This window comes from Sphingobium sp. 22B (assembly GCF_001580035.1).
Taxonomy (GTDB): Bacteria; Pseudomonadota; Alphaproteobacteria; order Sphingomonadales; family Sphingomonadaceae; genus Sphingobium; species Sphingobium fuliginis.
In genome coordinates this window covers 24216-42237 of sequence record NZ_LTAB01000004.1, presented here as the reverse complement: position 1 = coordinate 42237, position 18022 = coordinate 24216, and the positions used below count along the sequence as shown (strand labels likewise).

Genomic DNA, 18022 nt, shown 5'->3' with positions numbered 1-18022 from the left:
ACTCCTGACGATGATCGACAGGGGCGCGCCAACGCACGCCCAAATCGGACGTCAGGCTTGGGGGGGCCTCAAATGGACCATGCCGGTGCGGCCGTCGAGCGACGCAGAGGCGGAGATTGTCGGCTTGGGCACTGTGAGGACGGGGGTATATTCCATCGTCGTGCGCGCAGGCGCGCCGACGTCGTGTCCGTGACAATAATTGTGATGATGCGGGACATTCTTGTCCGAGTCCGATGGCACCTGATCGATGTCACCGGCGGTATGGACCGTGAACTCAACGCCCGCGATGCTTCCCCCCGCCAGATCGGCGGCATGGGCCATGCCGGAGAAGCTGGTCAGGACCAGCATCAGGCATGTCAGGAAAGGCAAAAAGGCTCGCACTAGCTTGCCTCTATCACGGAAGGGTTTTCATGTCATTGCACTAATTCGAACCAAGGGTCACTGAGCCGGAACCCGAGCGGGATCGGTCGCGCCCGTTCCAGGCGAACCCGACCGCAATGGCGACCGCCATCAGGAGTTGCGCCAGCACCGATTGCCAAGTGGGAAACACGCCGAGCATCGACAGCCGTGGCACGTCCGCGAGCGGTGCGATGTTGATAAGGCCGGCTTCCTGGAGCGCGGCGACGCCTTTACCCGCCAGCACGACGGTCAGGACCGCCATGAGCCAGGAGCTATAGCGGAAGAACTGCGCGATCGGCAGCTTGCGACTGTAGCGAAGCATGGCCCAAGCGATCAGGCTGAGCAGTCCAATCGCCGACCCGGCCCCCGCGAGAAGCATCCCGTTGTCACCTTGCGCCGAAAGCGCGGCATAGAACAGGATCGTCTCGAAGACCTCGCGATAAACTACGACGAACGCCAGCCCGAACAGGAACCAGCCCGACCCGCCCGAGAGCGCCCGCGACATCTTCGCGCGAATATAGCGCTGCCACTGATCGGCCTGCGCCTTGCCGTGCATCCAAATCCCGACCGAGAGCAGCACGACCGCGGCGAACAGCGAGCCAAACCCTTCCGTCAGCTCCCGGCTCGCACCGCTGATCCCGATCGCATAGGTGGCGACCGCCCAGGTGATCCCGCCCGCGATGATCGCGCTGACCCAGCCGCCATGCACGTACCGCAGCGCCTCGCCGCGCTCGGCTTTACGCAGGAACGCGATCATGGCGACAACGATGAGCAGGGCTTCGAGCCCTTCACGCAGCAGGATCGTGAACGCGCCCAGGAACGTGGACGCTTCGGTGGCGGCATCAGGCGCGAGCGCCGCTTCCGCATCGTCGAAAAGGCCGCCCAGTACTGCGACCTTCTCCGCGAGATCATCGGGCGACGCGCCCCGGTCGATCGAGGCGCGGAACTCCCCCATCGCGCCCTCGATTCGACCCATCAGCGTCGCGTCGCGCGCGGTGAGTGTTGGCTCGATCGGCTCGAACCCATCGAGATAGGCCGACAGCGCCAGCTCTTTCGCCATGCGCGCATCGCCGCGCCGCGCAGCCGCCACGCTTTCGGCGAGTTTGGCGCGGGCGACCGCGAGCGAGCCGGGAGCCTGTTGTATCACCTGTTCGGGATGACGACGCAGGAACGCGAGCACTGGGTCAGCCTTGGCGTCGCCGATCGCCGCGCCGAGCGCGGCCGGGGTGAGCGCGACCAGGGTTTTCAGGTCCGGAATGCGCCGGCGAAGGGTCGGGTCGGATTTCCAAAGCCGCTCGCCTTCGCGCGCCTGCGCATCCGTGAAGGCGAAGCTCCCGGCTCGGAATGCTAACGCCCAGCGCTGATCGTTGGGCAGATCGGCGAAGCTCTGCATCGCGGTCCCGTCGATGCCTTGCGTCACCACCTGATAGAGCGCGAACACGCTGCGCTGGCGCGCGCGCTCGGCATCGGTGAAAGCAATCGGGGGCGTAGCGAGCTTGGCGGCGTCAGGGCCACGGCCGTTGCCCGTCATCCCGTGGCAGGACGCGCAGGATTGTCGGAACAGTGCATCGCTGGAGACGAGGTTCGGAGCCTTATCGGGCGCGAGCGGCACCGGGTAGGCGCGCAACAGATCGGCCGCGAGCCCGTGCGCCAATGTTGCCACCTGTTCAGTCGGTCCCTTTTCCGCGATCACCGCCTGGAGGTTGGCAGCCCGCTGGATGAGGGCTTGACGCTCCGGCTTCGCCGGCAGGCCCTGAAGCCGTGTCGAGACCGACGCGGCGAACTCCGTCATCTCGGCATATTCCGACGTGCTCTTGATCCGACCGTTGGCGACCGCGCCGCCATAATCGACGGCCATATAGTCGAGCAGCCGCCATGCGGTTTGCACGTCGCCGGGTTCGGCGATTGCCGCAGCAGGGATCAGCAGCGCCGCGAGCGCGGAGAGCAGCCGCAACGAGAGCATTGCCCGGATCAACGCGAGCAGACGCACTACCGCTCTCCCAATTCGCGCCGAGCGCCAGTGACGATTTCATAAGCGGAGTGGAGGAACAGGAGGGCGATGAGGCCGGCGACGGCGAGGTCCGGCCAGGCGCTTCCTGTCCACGCCACCAGACCGGCCGCGGCGATCACCGCCACGTTGGCGAGCGCGTCGTTGCGGCTGAACAGCCAGATCGCGCGAACATTGGCGTCCCCTTCCCGGAAACGCGCAAGCACCAAGGCGGACACGACATTGATCGCGAGCGCGACAACGCCGATTGTGCCCATCAGTTCGGCATCGGGCGCGGTTGCGTTCAGGGCGCGCCAAATCGCGAAACCGATTACGCCCACGCCAAGCGCACCGAGAAACAACCCCTGCGTCAGCGCGACCTTTGCCCTCGCCCGTGCGGACCAGGCAAGCGCGAGAAGACCGATAAGGCTGATCGACCCGTCCCCGAGAAAATCGAGGGAATCCGCTTTCAGCGCTTGGCTATCGGCGATGAACCCGCCGAACAGCTCGGCGACTCCGAAGCCGAGGTTGAGCACCACGACGGTCAGCAGCGCACGGCGATAGGCCGGATCGGTTTGCGCGCGCGCGGGCTCCCCGTGGCACCCGCAGCTTTCGGTAGAAGCATTCATGCGGCCTTCCTTACCACCTCCAGTCGCTGTAGAAGCAAGCGAAATGTGCGACACGTTCGCATAAGCAAGGATGGCATGATGAAGCCGGTGATGATTGGGCAGCTCGCCAGCGAGACCTCGACGAAGGTGACGACGATCCGCTTTTATGAGTCGATCGGGTTGCTCCGATCCGCCCCTCGCACGGCGTCGGGTCGCAGAACCTACGATGCCAGTGACATTGAGCGTTTGCACTTCATCCGCAACGGTCGCCGGCTTGGCTTCTCCGTCGACGAGATCCGTTCGTTGATGGGGCTGGCGCAGAACCCGGACCAGGATTGTGGTGCCGCCTCAGCTATCGCTGCTCAGCACCTCAAGGATGTGGAGGAGAGACTGGCGCAACTCGCGGTGTTGCGGGATGAGTTGGCAATGCTCAGCCAGAGCTGCACCAAGGCGCGCATGGCCGATTGTCGGATCATGAAGGCGATCGGCAAAGGCCACCCTCAAGCCGATCAATAATAATCGGCCAGCCTGAGCTCGCGCACATCACCCGAGGCCATCGTCAGCTTTACGAGGGTGCCAGCAGGCCGGGAGCGCACTTGCCAGAGCTCCCCACGCGTATAGTTCGCATCGATCGAATGGCCGTTCACCGCCACGATCCGGTCGCCGACCGCCCAGCCAGCCTTTTCCGCGGGACTGTTCGCCGCCACATGAACAACGGTGAGCGCCGTTGGTGAGGCTGCGAGGCCAAGGCCGCTACGGTCCTTCAGCATCGGCAGGCGACGACGAGGACCGAGTGGCCGGAGCCACACGAATCCGGCGGTCACGTCGAACACCACGTCGAATTGAGCGATCAGCGGTAGGCCGACATTGCCAACCGTGCTGGTGGAGAGCCAAGCTCTCATCCCGAGTGTGGGGACGTTCGAGACGCCAAGCCCTTCGATGTTGATGTTCTGGATCGTGAAAGCATCGTTGATACGCACACCATCGACGCCGCCGATCGCCGCGGTCGAGACGAGCTTCCCGTTCAACAGCCCTTGATCGCGGGCATAGGCCGACGAGAGCATCAGCGCGGCCGAGCTGCCAAGATCGATCATCAAGGGCACGGGAGGCAAACCCGAGACGGAAGCTCGAATGAACAGCTCCTGCTTGGCACCGCGCCCGAGCGCGACAGCGCGCCAGTCGGGACCGGCGAGAAACGTGCCTGACTTGACGACCGCCATACGCCTTTTCGCGAAATCGAGCGCGATGCAGCTACCCGTGAACATATCGGCACCGAGGAGGATATCGATCGGTCGTCCGAAGGCCGCCGACACTGAACTCAGATCACCAACGACGGCAAAGGGTAAGCGACGGGTTTCGCGGGCGAGCTGTACGTCGATGTCGCGGACCAGCAGCACCGGGGCCTTGGCGCTCAGCCCGCTAATCATGCGCCGCTCACCATCGTTCAAGCCGAGCTTCGCCGCGAGCGCCGTGCTCATGATCGACGCGCCGCTGCCACTGTCGAGCACCGCCCGCACCGGCACTCCGCGCACTTGTGCCGAAACAAGGAGGGTATCACCCGTGCCGACTTCCAGCGGCTCCCATTCGAGGTGAGCCGCACCGAAGTTCCACGAGCCCGCAGACCGGGAAGTCTGTCGCGCGAGCGTTGGAGAACCGAGCACCAAGCCGGTTCCACAGGCCACCAGCCGCGCCACTAATGAGCGTCGAGACATACCGATTGCTTCAACACGGGCCGTCAAAAAGCCACCTCCAGCCCCCCGTCCGCAGGAGAGCAAATTGCGGTTACATGCTCCAGCCACTGGAGGAGCAAGTGCTTTTGGTGCGCCCGAAAATCCTCAGAAGCGCTTGGAGAACTTTAGATGAAGGATGGTGCAGACCGCTTAGATGCCTTCCCGATAACGAACGGTTCCGGGGGACGCTGGGCCGATCGGGACCGCGAACGGTGTAAACGCTCGCGCTAAGTGGCGGCATTCTGATCGCGCTATTTGTCGGCGAGCGTCGCTACGCGGCTACCGGCTTGGTCTCGGCCGATCGCACATAGGCGTAGAGTTTTGGCTTGGAGATGCCGAGCATCGAGCAAATCTTGGCGATCGGCATCGTGTTCTCGTGGTAGAGCCTGACGGGCAGGTCGCGCTTGTCCTTGCCGAGTGCGGCCGGCCGGCCACCCTTCTTGCCGCGAGCGCGGGCTGCGGTGAGACCGGCCTGGGTCCGCTCGCGGATCAGGTTGCGCTCGAACTCCGCCAATGCCCCGAACAGGTGGAAGGTAAGCTTGCCCGACGTGGTGGTCGTGTCGATCGCCTCGTGCAGGCTCAGCAGCCCGACCTTTTCCTCGTCGAGGTAGGTCATCCATCCGATCAGATCACGGAGCGAGCGGCCGAGCCTGTCGAGGCGCCAGACCACCAGTGTGTCGCCGGCGCGAAGCAGCTCCTTCACCTTTTCCAATCCAGGGCGAGCGGCAGTCGCCCCGGAGGCCTTGTCGGTGATGACCTTCTCGCAGCCGGCAGCCTTCAGCGCATCACGCTGGAGGTCCAGGTTCTGCTCGGCGGTCGATACGCGGGCGTAACCGATTTTCATGCGTAGGGCCGGTGGCGCCCCGATCGGGCGCGGTTTGGGAAGAAAGTCGTCATCGGCAGGTCTATGTTGCCCTAGTTTTCTTTACCGGGTAGATTTACGTCGAACAGGCCGGTTTGGCAACGCGAGCGGACTCGCATGGCGATGGGCAGGCAAATCTCCGTTTTCCTTACCTGCGACACGGACCGTCGGCGGTGACGCATCCGGCGCTTGTCCCGCCGCTGGCGATCGAGCGCTACCGCGTCCTTGAACCGCACCTCGCCGATGGCATCCCGCTCGCGGACCTCGCCCGCACCGGCACGCTGAGCGAGCGGACGTTGCAGCGCTGGCTCGGGCGCTACCGTGCCGAAGGACTTGCCGGTCTCGCGCGTCTGCCGCGCAACGATCGGGGCAGGCTGCACCTGCCGGAACATCTGGTCGAACTGACCCGCACTCTCGCCACCAAGCGCCCGCGACCCCCGGTCGCCGCCATTCACCGAAAGGTGCAGGAACTCGCCATCGCGCATGGACACCGAACCCCCAGCTATGCGGCCGTCGCGCGTGTCGTCAGGGCGATACCGGCAAGCCAGATCGCCGCAGCCTCCGATCCGGCCGTCTACCGCGACCAGCACGAGCTAGTGCATCGGCGCGAAGCCGCGACCTCGAACGAGATGTGGCAGGCCGATCATACCGTTCTCGACATTCTCGTGCTCGATGATGCCGGAACCCCGGTGCGTCCTTGGCTGACCGTCATCGTTGACGATCACAGCCGAGCCATCGCCGGTTACTTCCTCAGCCTCGATGCCCCCAGTGCCCTCAACACGGCGCTCGCCTTGCGGCAGGCGATCTGGCGCAAGCCCAATCCCGAATGGATCGTCAGCGGCATTCCCGAACAGCTTTACGTCGACAACGGCTCGGATTTCATCTCCGAGCATATCGAGCAGGCGTGCATCGCCCTCAAAATCCGCCTCATCCATTCGCTGCCGGGGCGTCCTCGCGGGCGCGGCAAGATCGAGCGGCTGTTCCGCACCATCAACGACATGTTCCTGCCCGACCTGCCCGGCCACCTGATCGCGGGCAAGCCGCTGTCGGCGCCAGTGCTCACGCTCGACGAGCTGCGCGCCCGCTTCGAGGCGTTCGTGTGCGGCGTCTATCATCGTCGCCCGCATGGCAGCACCGGCGAACCGCCGATCACGCGCTGGCAGAAGGGCGGGTTCCTGCCCGCAATGCCCGACAGCCTTGAACAGCTCGACATGCTGCTCGTGCACGTGCCCAAGCCCCGTAAAGTGCTGCGCGACGGCATCCGTCTGATGGGCAGGCGCTATGTCGAACCCACGCTCGCGGCCTTCGTCGGCGAGCAGGTCGAGGCGGTCTATGACCCCCGCGACCTGACCGAGATCCACGTCTACCACCAGGGCCGGTTCGTCTGCCGTGCGCTCAGCTCCGAGCACGCTGGGCACCCGTCGTTGCGCGCGATCCAGCGCGCCCGGCGCGGCGCGAAGGAGCGCGACAAGCAGGTGCCTGCCCCCACGGAGACCTTCGATGGCGACCAAGAGGATACGGCTTCCCGGCCCACCACCTACCGAGGGCTCCGGCTCTACGCCGCTGACGATTGAGTTCCTGGTCGAGCAGCCGTTCCTGGCGACCCGCGAACATGCCCGGTTCGTCGAGTTTGCCGAAGCCTGCGCGCACTACCGCTATATCGGCGTGTGTCATGGCCGGCCGGGCGTCGGAAAGACGCGATCGGCGCGCGAGTTTTCCAGCTTCCCCGACCTGGGGGAATATGCCGCGCTCCGTCCCATTGCCGCGCTCCTTGGCGAAAAGGTCGCTCGCTGCCGCGCCGTCTTCTACACCGTGTCGGTCAGCAACACGCCCAAGACGATCGACGCGGTGTTGGGCCTCAACCTCATTAAGCTGGGCTATGCCCGGCTGACGGTCGCGGGCGGCTCGCAGGACGAAATCACCCATGACGCCGCCCGCATCGCCTGCCCCCTCGTCATCGTCGACGAGGCCGACCGCCTGACCATAAAGTCGCTCGAACATCTCCGCGACATGGCCGATCGCCACGGCTTCGGGCTGATCCTGATGGGTATGCCGGGCTTGGAGAAGCGCCTCGCCCGCTATGCCCAGCTCTACTCGCGGATCGGCTTCGTCCACGAGTTCAAACCGCTTACCGAGACCGAAATGCGGCTGCTGCTCGCGACCCACGCCGGCGATTTCGGGATCAGCTTCGACCCGGCCCAACTCGACGCGATCGAAGCGCAGGCAGCCGTGATCCGCATCACGCGCGGCAACTTCCGGCTCATGGAGCGCCTGTTCGCGCAGATGCGGCGGATCATGACCCTCAACCGCGTCGAGGAGGTCACCGCTGACATCGTTCAGGCCGCGCGCGATTGCCTCGTCATCGGACCCGGCAACTGACAAATAGCGCGATCAGAACGCCGCCATTTAGCGCGAGCGTTTACACAGGATAAGATCCATACCGTTTCCGGAACCACTTTCTTGTTTCCTCTTCGAAATTGGACTGTGCTGATGAGTTTGAGCGATGGTGGCTTCGCTCATACACTACGCGCTACCAGGCCCCTGCCCGTTTCTTAGGCTTAACGTTGTAGCTCAAGACCCCGGGGGCTCAGCCTCCCTTCTCCGGTTCTTGCCGCTGCGCAAATCCCTCGATCTACCTGCCGCCGTCGTGTGGTCGCACGGCATCATCCAAAGACCTATTTAGGCCGTCATGACTAGCCAATCTTCGCCATAAGGCGCCCCGCCGCCCCCTGCTCTGCCGCGAGATTGCGATTATAAGCGAGCGGCATCCGCGGCGACTTCCACCGCAGCGCGTCCATGATGCCGGCCAAATCCTCCCCGCTGGCGAACAGGTCCTGATTGAGCCCGATCCGCGTCGAGTGCGCACTGATCCCCTTCAGCAACCGCGCCAGATCGTCCGCCGTCAAATCGGGCAGCGCGCCACGGTCGAACGCGCGGCCGATGATCGACCGAAAGATTGGTCCGATCGAGCCCGGGTGCAGCGCCACGGTGCCGATGTCATATTCGACGCGCGCCTTCACCGCCGGCTTGGACAGCGTCTTGCGCAGATCCCACGTCTCCCGGCCCGAGATGCTGTCGATCGGCCGACCGCGCACGGCTGCCCGCGCCTTGTAGCGCCGCACCTGCACCCGCCGGAACAGCGGCCCTGTCGTGATCCCCGCCGCTTCGGTCCACGCCGCGATCGCCGCGACGGTGCGCGGGCTGAGGTAGGCGGTCGCCCCCTCCCCGTCTTGATCGCCCTTATGACGCAGAATCTGCAGCAGCCGCGCTTCGGGATCGATCGCCTCCTCAATATGCTCAATGGCGACCGCCACCAGTTCGGAGGCGCGCAGCCCGGTGTCATAAGCGGCCGATAGCAGCGCCCGATCACGCAGCCCCGGCAGATCCTCGCCACAACTCTCGAGCAGCGCGCGGATGTTGAGCCCCCGCGCCTTGTCGCGCTCGACGTCGCGCACCGGGCCCTTGAACCGCAGCGGCCGCGCCTGCTTCTGCGCAGCCCCCTTCTCGCGGCGCACCGTCTGGAGCCGCAGCTTCACCAGCGGCGCCGGCGTCGGATCCTTGAGCTCGAGCAGCTGGTGGATCTTGGCGATCGACGCCTTGTAGCGGGATAGCGAGGCCGGCCGGCTCCCCTTCCCGGCCCGCGCGTCGAGATAATCGGCCACGGTCTCGGGCGTGGCCGGCAGCGCGATCCGGTTGTTGCGCCTACACCACGCATCGAACGCCTCGACGTCGGACTTGAGCGCACGGATGCTATGGGGCGATGAAGCGGCCTGATAGGCGGCGATCAGGCCCTCGTTGACGGTGATGCGCTCGCCGGCGCGCATCTGCACGATCGTCCACGCAAGGTCGGCCGGCGCCCTGACGGCCGGCAGGACAGCCTCAGGCGGCGCTACGGGGATTTCTGGCCCTTCCCGGGCGGTTTCGGTGCTCACGACGCGCCTCGCTCCTCAGCCGCGCTTGTAGCCCACCTTATAAAGAACGGTCAAATCTGCTTATGTGATAACTGCAATTATCACATGTTCATTTACGGACCCTCCGAGCAGTTGTGCAGTGTTTTGGCATTCACTACACATTCGGCATGGAGCGCTTCCATCCCCTCGCCGCCGACACCGACGCTCCGCCCGAGGCGCTTGGCCAGGCGCAGGCGGAATGCGCGCTCGCGCTCGGCCGCCTCGACGGGCTCCTCACCGGCCTCACCGATACCGAAAAGCGGCTGTTCTGCGTAGGGCTGCTGCGCGAGGTGCTCCTCTCGGCCTTGGCGCAGGCGGGATTTGCTGACGCCGAACACCGGTTCAACGCCTGGTTCGCCGGGCTCGATCGCGCCCCCCAAGAGACGCCCCTCACCGCCTGCTCCGCCTATGCCGTGGTCCGCGCCCTGCTGGGCGAACTCAGCCATCATCCGTGGGAACCGCTTGCCGACGCCGCGCAGACCATCGCTCTGGCCGCTCGCTTCGGGGCCGACCGCCCGATGCAAGCCGAAGATGCGCTGGCGGAGGAGGCGATCGGCAGAGCGCTCACGCTGGTGAAACAGGCCGGCGCGGATGACGAGATTCCCCTGCCCTTCGCGGGTCTGGGCCACCTGTACGCGCTGCTGCGCGCCGATCCGCTGTTCGCGCTGCTGGAGCGCACCGTGCACATCCGTTCGCTTGGGAACCGCGCGGTGGCGATCGAGCAGGCCGCCCCGCGCACACCGCTCTGGGCGGTCGATGCCTCGCTGGGGCGGCTGCTGACCGCGTGCGGCGCGTGGCAGCTTGCCCTCCCCTGCCCCGGCGCGGTGACCGCCGAAACGCTTCAGCCGCAGCTCTGGCCTGGCGAACGCGCCATTGTCTCAGCGCGAACTCTCCACGCCAGCGCTACCCGGCTTGCAGAGCTGGTCGCGAAAGCGCGACGGCGCGCGGCGCTGATGCGCGAGCAGCTGGGGCACCTGCGCTCGAGCGCGCGGGCACCGCAGGTGTGGATCCTGCTCGCTGGTTTTGCGCCGCTCGGGCTCGATCAGATGACCTCGGCGTTCGGGATCAGCCGGCGCGGCACCTATGCGATCGGCGACGCGCTAGTCACAGCGGGCCTCGCGCGGCGCGCGAGCATCAAGGGCAAGGTTCTGCTGGTCGCCGAAGCTCCGCGAAGGGATCGGTTGTCGGCACCCCTGGACCACGCTCTCGCGCTCCCCCATCCGGCCCTCGCCGAGTTCGACGCGGCGATGGGCGAGATCGACCGGTTGCTCGCCGGCAGTTCTGGCCATCCCTGACGCGGCCTCGCGCGCATTAGGCGTGTATGAAAACTGATCTCCTCTTGACGTTATGTACAGATATCATACATAGACAGAGAAAGAAGGAGATGGCCAATGGCCACAGCTGCCCATTCCGGCGTCCCCGCCAAAGCGCCTAGCCGCAAGGATCTGAGCGGTCCGGCGCTGCGCACCTTTTTCCGCATTGCCGACGCCTGGGGCCTTAAGGAAGCCGAGCAGATGAAGCTTCTCGGGCTCGAAAGCCGCTCGACCTTCCAGACCTGGAAGCGCGGCGCCGTCGCGGCGATTCCCAAGGATGCGCTGGAGCGCATCTCCTATGTCATGGGGATCTACAAGGGGCTGAAGATGCTCCTGCCCCGTACCGCCAACGAATGGGTACGCAAACCCAATGAGGCGCCGCTGTTCGCCGGACGCCCGGCGATCGAGCGGATGGCCTCGGGCAATGTCGCCGATCTCTACGTGGTGCGCCAATATATCGACGCGCAGCGCGGCTGATGGATGCTATTGCGACGACGCAAGTGCGGTGGCAACCGTGCTATCGGATCGTCGCAAGCCGGTTCCCGCCCATATCGCTGTTTGAAGACGTAGCGGATCCGGCCGATTTAGAAGCGGTCTATGCGATCGAGGCGATGACCAACGACCGGCTTCGCGACGAGGTCGGGGACCTCGCGCTCGTCCCATCGGAGGACCGCGTATCGGGACCCGGGACATCGGCAATCATGGCAGCCTTCACCCACCTCAATCCAGATGGCAGCCGATTCTGTGACGGCAGTTTCGGGTTGTTCTATGCTGCCAACACCATCGAGACTGCGGTTGCCGAGACGAGCCATCACCGAACCCGCTTCATGGCGTACACCCACGAACCGGCGCAGGAACTCGACATGCGCGTCTACGCGGTCGACTTGGACGCCATGCTCCACGATATTCGCGGCCTGCGGGATGAACGCCCTGCCCTCTATGCCCCGGACAGCTATGCCGCCGGTCAGGCGCTTGGCCGACACCTGCGTGAGCAAGGTTCGGATGGCATCGTATACCAAAGCGTGCGCGACACCGACGGCGAGTGCGCCGCGGTGTTCCGCCCTCGCCTACTCGCAAACTGCCGACAGGAGCGGCACCTGTGCTACGTTTGGGATGGCCGGGCGATTGTCACCGTCTACGAGAAGAAGACATTCACCTAAAGGTCCTGCGGACAAGCTAGCCTTTCGGCATCGAGTGACGCCTGTCAGGAATAGACCCCGGCAGCCATACGATCGAGATCTTCCATGACGATATCGATATCGCCATTCGCAACCAATTCCGCAGCCGTTTTCCCAACTCCAGAAAGGGGTTGATGCTTGAACCAGATAACCGCCTTGCCTTCTTCGCCTGCAAGTTCTGCCGCTCGCGTTATAACTCGGGCTATTTCCTCCAGTTTAATCTGCACGGTCGGGGCGGAGGGATACAGAGTCATGGCCTTACGATCCAGGCGAGCAACGCGAGCCAAATGCGCCATGGAGAAGCGCAGGCGCTCCGCCAGACGACGGGGCGCGATGATCTCATTCTCGCGAATGTCATCCTGGAAGGCCGCAGTCATTGGGCAGTCCATATTTAACATGTGAAGACAAAACTCTCACATCTCAGAACCGCTGAAGATTGTCCTAGCTCCAATGCTGATCGAGCAGGGCTTTCAACGCGGCCTCCGCTTCAGCCCGCGTACCACCGGCATGCGGAAGCAGGATTAGCTTGAGACCCTTGCGATCCACCGCCTCCACTTTCAGCAGCGGTTTTCCCCCTTCGGACACGATCGTTTCCGGCTTTCCTGACTTCTTGGGGGAACCTGACCTCTTGGGGGGATCGGCGGCCAGAGCGAGCGCGCGGATGACCTCAGGAACCGGCATCGGCATCCCGCGATTGGCCTGCGCCTCCGCGAGCCGCGTCGCCTCAGTAAATACACGCTGACGCCGGTCCTCCGGTTTCAGAAGCGGTTTGATCGCCGTGACATGCTTGATCCTCAGATCCTGCGGGAGGGCGAAGGCCGCCATCAGTTCCGCCGGCAGCCGAGCAAGGTCGAGATAACGGCTAAGCCAGCTTTCCGTCACATTGATTCGCTCGGCCATGACCTTCTGGCGCCCCTCGTAATAGGCGTCGAGGGCGCGCAAATAGTCGCGCGCCCGTTCCAGGTCAGTAAGATCATCGCGCGCCCGGTTTTCCAGGTCCGCAAGCCGGAACGCCTCCTCGTCGGTAAGGCTACGGATATCGACGAGGAAGCGGAAATCCGGATAGTTATGGGCACGAAGCCAGCTGATCGTCCAATGCCTGCGCGCGCCGCAGATCACCTCGAAATCGACAGCAGGATCGTCCTTCACCCGCCGGACGATGGCAGGCATTTCCTGTTTTCCCTGCGCCTTGATGCTTTCGATGAGATCGGCGCACCGCTCCTCGTTAAGCAGCGCATATTCGCGGTTGTGGCCGACCCACATCCGGCAACGTGCCGGATCAACGAGTTCATGGGTGCGTGAGACGACACTGCCCGTCGCCAATTCGGCGAGCCGGCTTTCTCGACCCGCCAGGACGCTCGCACCGATGCCAGGGCGCCGCGCCGCTGGGGCTTGCGCCCCTGGGTCGATTCCGGCGACCAGATCAGCCGCGAAGTTGGCGTTTTTCTTGCTCATCATCCACCCCTTCTACCCGGAATTGCACCGGTGCAATTTTGCTCGCATCAGGCGAGGCCCTCCTTGCGCAAGCGCGCCAGATGGCTGGGCCACATCGACCGGATGTCGACCTCGATTTCACTGTTCACGCCGTCGAGATAGGCGAGGCAGCGGTTGCGCACCGCCGAACTGGTGACAGGTCCGTCAAGCTCATAGACCGTCATCAGCCGCGCCGTCGCATTGTCGATTTCCGCCGAATCCTTGAGCGGTGTGCGCACGATCGCGTGGCCGAAAAGGGTCCGCATCAGGTTCAGCAATTCCTTCTGCATCGACTTGTTCTCGTCGACCTTGGAGGCCACGAAGCGCAGAAACTGCAGCGACGGGGCCAAGCCGCGATCAGCCAGGGTCTCGATGGTCTCGTCGAGCATGGCGAGGAAGGCTGCAGTCGACGAGAAGTCCATCACCGTCGGCGGCACTGGCACGACCAGTGCATTGGCCGCACGCAGCACCGAAAGCGAGATCGCACCGAGCGCAGGCGGCGGATCGAGAACGACGACATCGAACCGATCGGCAATGCTCGCAATGCCTTGCGCCATGCGGTCGATCAGGTTCCCCTGCCCCCGCGCCATGCGCGCCGCGATTTCATATTCCGACTGGAAGAGCCGCAGATTGGCCGGGACAAGCTCCAGACCGTCGAAGTGGGTCTTGCGCAAGGCATAGTCGAGCGACTCCATGTCGTCGTGCCGCAGGAACGGATAGAGCGTGTCCTCCTCGGTCAGGTCGAGGTCGGGAACATAGCCGAAGAGCGTCGTTGCCGACGCCTGGCTGTCGCAATCTATGAGAGCCACCCGATAGCCCTTGATCGCGAGATATTGAGCCAAGTGCACCGATAGGGTCGATTTCCCGACCCCGCCCTTGAAGTTCTGCACCGCGATGACGCAACAGGGGTCGGTGGCAGCCCGCCAGGGCCGGGTGCCGAACAATCCCCGCATGTCGTTGAGCTGCGCCAGGGTATAACCGACGCGCCGATTATTTTCGGTTCGCGGAGGCGGCGGCAAGCGGCCGTCCTTCTCGGCCTCGCGAATGGCCGCCGCGGTCCGGCCGACCAGTTCGGCCGCTTTACCGATCGGGAAGGTGGGCTCGCGCCGTTCGTCCGCCCGGGCGCTACGCGCAGAGTCGCGGAGCCGCTCGAGAACAGAGCTGGTCCGTTGTGCAAGCGTTGAGACGGACAGCAGATCCTGCGTGCCCTCAATATCGAGTGATGCAGCCAAGATAGGCCCCCTTGCGAAACTGTAGGGGCCATAGCTCAATTTGCACTTTTAGGTCAATGAAAGGCTTATTTTCGCAAGTGAGTAGGCCCGGTCGGCCCAATTGCCTCGAATTGCGTCGCCAGCCTTTCGTGCGCACGCCTACAACCTGACCTCTTGGGGGCTAGCCACCCTGAAATTGCACCGGTGCAATTTCGGCTCAAGGGCGCCCGCGCCGCGCCAGGAAGCTCTCGCAAAAGCCGGTCCAGGACGCGATCAGCTTGGCGCCCTTCAGCTTCGCCAGCCTCTCACCCATCTGCGCGCGATAGGCGTCGGCAATCAGGTCGATGTCCCAACCACCGCCGGCCGAACGGCCAATGGCCGCGAGCGTGTCCGACCCAAATCGGATCGTGCCGTTTGGGAAGGTAACCTCCCCTGCCCCAGTCTTATCCTTTGACACCAAGGCCGCCACCGCCGCCTGCGTGACGGCTTCGACGGCCACAGTCTCGACCTCGTCCTCGCGCCTCGCCTTCCTCCCCGCAGAGTGTCGGGCAATTTCATCCACGGTCGCTATCTGCTCAGGCGCATCCTTTGGCTCAAAACGAAATTCGATCTCGGTGACGGTTCGACCCTGACGGATTTCCCGCCACTCCACACGGAAATGAGCGAGCTGGTCGATTTCGGCCTTCGCCTTTTCGAGAACCTTGCGGCGCAGCTGCGCAAAGTCCTTGTAAACGTCTGGCGCGATGCCGAGCAGCGCACGCAGTGCCGTCATGTCGCCCTTCCATAGCGACTGGCGTCGATGCAACCGCAATGCCCCGATCTCGTACAGCTTTAGCGCATAGGTCGACCGAAAGCCGAGCACCGCCTGCCGGTTCAGGACCGCATAGGTCTCCGATTCCTGAATCAGTTTCCGAGCGTCGGGCGTGAACTCCCACTCGATCCACCCTGCCTCAGCGCCCTCCTCGTCCTCCACTTCTTCGCGCGATGATGAGATCAGAGAAAAGCGCAGCGTCGCCTTCTTGCCGCGCCAGGACTTATCATCGACCGCAAAAAGCGTGCGATGCAGTTCCTCGAGCATATCCGAGATGCGCTCATTGCCCTTGTGGCCGCGGCGAATATCCGCCTTTCGCATCTTGTGCGGGCGGTCCTCCCAGGCATCACCGCCCGCAGTCAAAATCATCAGCGCAAGCAAACGCGAAGCGGTCAGGCTCAGCGACTGGCCTTTGACGAACTTGACCTCAACGATGCTGCCGGGCTTGGCGAACTCGTCGCCGCCCTTGGCCTGCAGGGCGGCAGCCACCCGCATCGCCCGCCCCGGAGAAGCATCATCACCGGCGGGGGAGGGCGTTACAGCGTGGTCTAGGGCTTGTTCGTCATCCATGCCATGAAGTCTGGACCGATTCGTCCGGCGTGGAAGAAAATCTGCCTGACCTGTCCTCTTGCGTCAAGTCAGGGCAGGATAGACGGCGGTTTCGGCCCCCAAGAGGTCAGGATGGAACTTCACCCCGAAACGACAAAACACAAGGAAGTACGCCGAGTCGCGTTTCAAAGCGATCTGACCCTCGCAAACGGCCGCGGGGAGGGCGAAGAACGTCCCTGACGAGCGATATGACGAGCGAATCGCGCCCAACAGAGCCTGGCCCCCATGCGGTCAGGAAAGCCCCAACCGGTCAGGTTGCATCCCCCGATCGGTCAGGAATGAGCCCCCACAAGGGCAGGCAAAATCCCCCGTCCGGTCAGGATAGGCTTGCTCAAGCCCGCAGAAACGCTGGGCTTTCGGCTTCCCGAATCTGAATCCTTTTGAATCGGAAAAGCTTCCGCTGCGAGCAGCGGCGTTTTGATATTTTTATTTTGAGAAAGAGATTGGCGCTGCGCTTGAAGCAAACCTTCAATCCCCCTGCCTGGAGGGATACGCGAAGTTGGCCGTCCACGATAGGCTTCCTCACCAAAGGACGTCACGAATGGAGGGTGCATGATCAACTTCGCCAAGTTCGAGATCATCGGCCGGATCGGCGAAATCGATGCGCGACCGAAAGTCACCCTGCTGTCGGTCTGCGCGAATTACCGCCGCAAGGGTGACGATGACGAATGGCAGGAAGACAGTCACTGGAACCGCGTGAGCGTCTTCAGCGAGGGCCAGCGCAAGCATATCGCCGACCGAGCCCAAGTCGGGGATCTGGTGCGGATTGCCGGGCGGCTCAAGGACAGCTCCTATGAACGCGACGGCGTGACCCATTACACAACCGATCGCATCGTCGAGGAATTCGGTATCCTCGCAGCCAAGGGCATGCCTGGCTGAATTGGCGGAGAGGGGAGGGCGCAACCGGCAGCGGCGCTCCACCACTTTGCAAGGATTAGTTGATGCCCCTAGCTGCTTCCCATCGCGCCAAAGCCATTGTCGAAGCCCTCGGCGGAACGTGGCGCGGGACGTGCGGCGAATGCCGTTGCCCGGCTCATGACGATCATGGCCCCAGCCTGTCAGTGCGCCTGGGCGAACGGGCGATCTTGTTCCACTGCTTTGCTGGCTGCGATACGCGCGACGTTCTGACTGCCCTGCGCCGGCGGAAACTTCACGATGCGGTGCCGCTCACCATGCCGCGCCCGAAGGCGATGGCCGACCATCGCGCTCTCGCGCTTCGGCTATGGAAGGCAAGCCAGCCCATAGCCGGCTCGCCAGCGGCCGATTACCTTGCCGCACGCGGTCTTGCTCCTCCCTATCCGCGTTGTCTGCGCTACAATCCGCGCACCATCGTCGGGGCCGGTGAGCGTCGCCGGTACTTTCCGGCGATGATCGCCGCGGTCGAGAATGATCTGGGAGTTGTCGCCGTCCAGCGGACCTGCCTCGATCTCGCCGACATCCTGCACAAACCCTTGCCAAAACCGAAGATTGCCCTTGGCCTTCTCGGCGACGCGGCCATTCGTCTGGCGCCGGCCGACGAGGAGCTTGGCCTTGCCGAAGGCATCGAGGACGCCCTTTCAGCAATGGCCTGGTTCGGAACGCCGACCTGGGCACTGGGCGGGGTCGAACGCCTTGGGCTTGTCGCCATCCCCGAACGGGTCAAGCGTATCATCGTCTATGGCGATCGCGGTGCCGCCGCTGCCGCCATGCTCAAAAAAGCTCGGCCGCATCTCACAGCCCATGGACGCGAACTGGTGCTCCGCCTCCCGGAACGGCACGCGGACTGGAATGATGCTTGGCGTGTCCGCCGGGCCACCGAGGCGGCCTGAGAGGGGAGGGGGCCTTCAGGCTGATGACCTGGCGCTGATGCCAGGTGTCAGACCCGGAGATACCCCATGGCCACACAACCCCT

Annotated in this window: 19 protein-coding genes; 8 read left to right on the top strand and 11 right to left on the bottom strand. The window is 64.1% G+C overall.

The annotated features are described in order from the left end of the window. Nucleotides 1-51: 51 nt before the first annotated feature. The 3 genes from A0J57_RS05730 to A0J57_RS05720 all read right to left on the bottom strand — a co-directional run bounded on the left by A0J57_RS05730 (nt 52) and on the right by A0J57_RS05720 (nt 3015). A complete protein-coding gene (locus A0J57_RS05730; protein ID WP_007406840.1) occupies nt 52-348 on the bottom strand; it encodes a hypothetical protein in 297 nt (98 codons plus the stop codon). A 73-nt stretch (nt 349-421) separates the two neighbouring features. Further along, nucleotides 422-2389, bottom strand: a complete 1968-nt coding sequence (locus A0J57_RS05725) for a cytochrome c/FTR1 family iron permease (RefSeq protein WP_017183571.1) — start codon at nt 2387-2389, stop codon at nt 422-424. Further along, nucleotides 2389-3015: a cation transporter gene (locus A0J57_RS05720; RefSeq protein ID WP_004212870.1), complete on the bottom strand. Its 627-nt coding sequence runs from the start codon at nt 3013-3015 to the stop codon at nt 2389-2391. The genes A0J57_RS05725 and A0J57_RS05720 overlap by 1 nt, the downstream gene beginning before the upstream one ends. 75 nt (nt 3016-3090) lie before the next feature. On the opposite strand from A0J57_RS05720, the gene A0J57_RS05715 reads away from it, so the two are divergent. Further along, on the top strand, nt 3091-3510 hold the full coding sequence (locus tag A0J57_RS05715) for a helix-turn-helix domain-containing protein (RefSeq protein WP_007406847.1): 420 nt from the start codon (nt 3091-3093) through the stop codon (nt 3508-3510). On the opposite strand, the gene A0J57_RS05710 is transcribed toward A0J57_RS05715, so the two are convergent. Further along, nucleotides 3504-4706, bottom strand: coding sequence for an aspartyl protease family protein (locus A0J57_RS05710; protein ID WP_013039112.1), 1203 nt, complete (start codon nt 4704-4706; stop codon nt 3504-3506). The genes A0J57_RS05715 and A0J57_RS05710 overlap by 7 nt on opposite strands. 289 nt (nt 4707-4995) lie before the next feature. Next, nucleotides 4996-5568 (bottom strand): recombinase family protein, encoded by a 573-nt coding sequence (locus tag A0J57_RS05705; protein ID WP_009824027.1) that lies wholly within the window; start codon nt 5566-5568, stop codon nt 4996-4998. 191 nt (nt 5569-5759) lie between these two features. Between A0J57_RS05705 and A0J57_RS05700 the strand changes: the two genes are divergently transcribed. Together A0J57_RS05700 and A0J57_RS25195 are read left to right on the top strand one after the other, a co-directional pair. After that, on the top strand, nt 5760-7160 hold the full coding sequence (locus A0J57_RS05700) for a Mu transposase C-terminal domain-containing protein (RefSeq protein ID WP_004212864.1): 1401 nt from the start codon (nt 5760-5762) through the stop codon (nt 7158-7160). Continuing rightward, nucleotides 7087-7965 (top strand): AAA family ATPase, encoded by an 879-nt coding sequence (locus A0J57_RS25195; RefSeq protein WP_009824028.1) that lies wholly within the window; start codon nt 7087-7089, stop codon nt 7963-7965. The genes A0J57_RS05700 and A0J57_RS25195 overlap by 74 nt, the downstream gene beginning before the upstream one ends. 314 nt (nt 7966-8279) lie before the next feature. Here the strand turns inward: A0J57_RS25195 and A0J57_RS05690 are convergent, their stop codons facing one another. Further along, the gene (locus A0J57_RS05690; RefSeq protein ID WP_013039113.1) at nt 8280-9518 is read right to left on the bottom strand and encodes a site-specific integrase; all 1239 of its coding nucleotides are present in this window, start codon (nt 9516-9518) and stop codon (nt 8280-8282) included. Between the two features lie 146 nt (nt 9519-9664). Here A0J57_RS05690 and A0J57_RS05685 point away from each other — a divergent pair, with 146 nt between their 5' ends. The 3 genes from A0J57_RS05685 to A0J57_RS05675 all read left to right on the top strand — a co-directional run bounded on the left by A0J57_RS05685 (nt 9665) and on the right by A0J57_RS05675 (nt 12009). Then, nucleotides 9665-10831 (top strand): hypothetical protein, encoded by a 1167-nt coding sequence (locus A0J57_RS05685; RefSeq protein ID WP_017183656.1) that lies wholly within the window; start codon nt 9665-9667, stop codon nt 10829-10831. A gap of 96 nt (nt 10832-10927) precedes the next feature. Beyond that, nucleotides 10928-11326 (top strand): antitoxin Xre-like helix-turn-helix domain-containing protein, encoded by a 399-nt coding sequence (locus A0J57_RS05680; protein WP_017183655.1) that lies wholly within the window; start codon nt 10928-10930, stop codon nt 11324-11326. Further along, nucleotides 11326-12009, top strand: a complete 684-nt coding sequence (locus tag A0J57_RS05675) for an RES family NAD+ phosphorylase (protein ID WP_017183654.1) — start codon at nt 11326-11328, stop codon at nt 12007-12009. Before A0J57_RS05680 ends, A0J57_RS05675 begins: the two co-directional genes overlap by 1 nt. 44 nt (nt 12010-12053) lie before the next feature. Here the strand turns inward: A0J57_RS05675 and A0J57_RS05670 are convergent, their stop codons facing one another. The 5 genes from A0J57_RS05670 to A0J57_RS25895 form a co-directional block, all read right to left on the bottom strand. After that, nucleotides 12054-12404 (bottom strand): hypothetical protein, encoded by a 351-nt coding sequence (locus tag A0J57_RS05670; protein WP_017183653.1) that lies wholly within the window; start codon nt 12402-12404, stop codon nt 12054-12056. Between the two features lie 64 nt (nt 12405-12468). Beyond that, the gene (locus tag A0J57_RS05665; protein ID WP_017183652.1) at nt 12469-13482 is read right to left on the bottom strand and encodes a ParB/RepB/Spo0J family partition protein; all 1014 of its coding nucleotides are present in this window, start codon (nt 13480-13482) and stop codon (nt 12469-12471) included. A gap of 47 nt (nt 13483-13529) precedes the next feature. After that, the gene (locus tag A0J57_RS05660) at nt 13530-14732 is read right to left on the bottom strand and encodes an AAA family ATPase (protein ID WP_017183651.1); all 1203 of its coding nucleotides are present in this window, start codon (nt 14730-14732) and stop codon (nt 13530-13532) included. A gap of 196 nt (nt 14733-14928) precedes the next feature. After that, the gene (locus A0J57_RS05655) at nt 14929-16017 is read right to left on the bottom strand and encodes a replication initiation protein (RefSeq protein ID WP_017183650.1); all 1089 of its coding nucleotides are present in this window, start codon (nt 16015-16017) and stop codon (nt 14929-14931) included. Nucleotides 16018-16403: 386 nt separating this feature from the next. Beyond that, nucleotides 16404-16700: a hypothetical protein gene (locus A0J57_RS25895; RefSeq protein ID WP_128830639.1), complete on the bottom strand. Its 297-nt coding sequence runs from the start codon at nt 16698-16700 to the stop codon at nt 16404-16406. Between A0J57_RS25895 and A0J57_RS05645 the strand changes: the two genes are divergently transcribed. After that, nucleotides 16684-17010, top strand: coding sequence for a single-stranded DNA-binding protein (locus tag A0J57_RS05645; protein WP_017183648.1), 327 nt, complete (start codon nt 16684-16686; stop codon nt 17008-17010). The genes A0J57_RS25895 and A0J57_RS05645 overlap by 17 nt on opposite strands. A 62-nt stretch (nt 17011-17072) precedes the next feature. Beyond that, a complete protein-coding gene (locus A0J57_RS05640) occupies nt 17073-17939 on the top strand; it encodes a toprim domain-containing protein (RefSeq protein WP_022684358.1) in 867 nt (288 codons plus the stop codon). The last annotated feature ends 83 nt before the right edge of the window (nt 17940-18022 follow it).

Coding starts and splice junctions, on each gene's coding strand:
- A0J57_RS05680 (WP_017183655.1), top strand. CDS start 10,928: ATGGCCACAGCTGCCCATTCCGGCGTCCCCGCCAAAGCGCCTAGCCGC.
- A0J57_RS05655 (WP_017183650.1), bottom strand. CDS start 16,017: ATGCGGGTGGCTGCCGCCCTGCAGGCCAAGGGCGGCGACGAGTTCGCC.
- A0J57_RS05640 (WP_022684358.1), top strand. CDS start 17,073: ATGCCCCTAGCTGCTTCCCATCGCGCCAAAGCCATTGTCGAAGCCCTC.
- A0J57_RS05715 (WP_007406847.1), top strand. CDS start 3,091: ATGATGAAGCCGGTGATGATTGGGCAGCTCGCCAGCGAGACCTCGACG.
- A0J57_RS05705 (WP_009824027.1), bottom strand. CDS start 5,568: ATGAAAATCGGTTACGCCCGCGTATCGACCGCCGAGCAGAACCTGGAC.
- A0J57_RS05670 (WP_017183653.1), bottom strand. CDS start 12,404: ATGACTGCGGCCTTCCAGGATGACATTCGCGAGAATGAGATCATCGCG.
- A0J57_RS05730 (WP_007406840.1), bottom strand. CDS start 348: ATGCTGGTCCTGACCAGCTTCTCCGGCATGGCCCATGCCGCCGATCTG.
- A0J57_RS05685 (WP_017183656.1), top strand. CDS start 9,665: ATGGAGCGCTTCCATCCCCTCGCCGCCGACACCGACGCTCCGCCCGAG.
- A0J57_RS05645 (WP_017183648.1), top strand. CDS start 16,684: ATGATCAACTTCGCCAAGTTCGAGATCATCGGCCGGATCGGCGAAATC.
- A0J57_RS05720 (WP_004212870.1), bottom strand. CDS start 3,015: ATGAATGCTTCTACCGAAAGCTGCGGGTGCCACGGGGAGCCCGCGCGC.
- A0J57_RS25195 (WP_009824028.1), top strand. CDS start 7,087: ATGGCGACCAAGAGGATACGGCTTCCCGGCCCACCACCTACCGAGGGC.
- A0J57_RS05710 (WP_013039112.1), bottom strand. CDS start 4,706: ATGTCTCGACGCTCATTAGTGGCGCGGCTGGTGGCCTGTGGAACCGGC.
- A0J57_RS05665 (WP_017183652.1), bottom strand. CDS start 13,482: ATGAGCAAGAAAAACGCCAACTTCGCGGCTGATCTGGTCGCCGGAATC.
- A0J57_RS05675 (WP_017183654.1), top strand. CDS start 11,326: ATGGATGCTATTGCGACGACGCAAGTGCGGTGGCAACCGTGCTATCGG.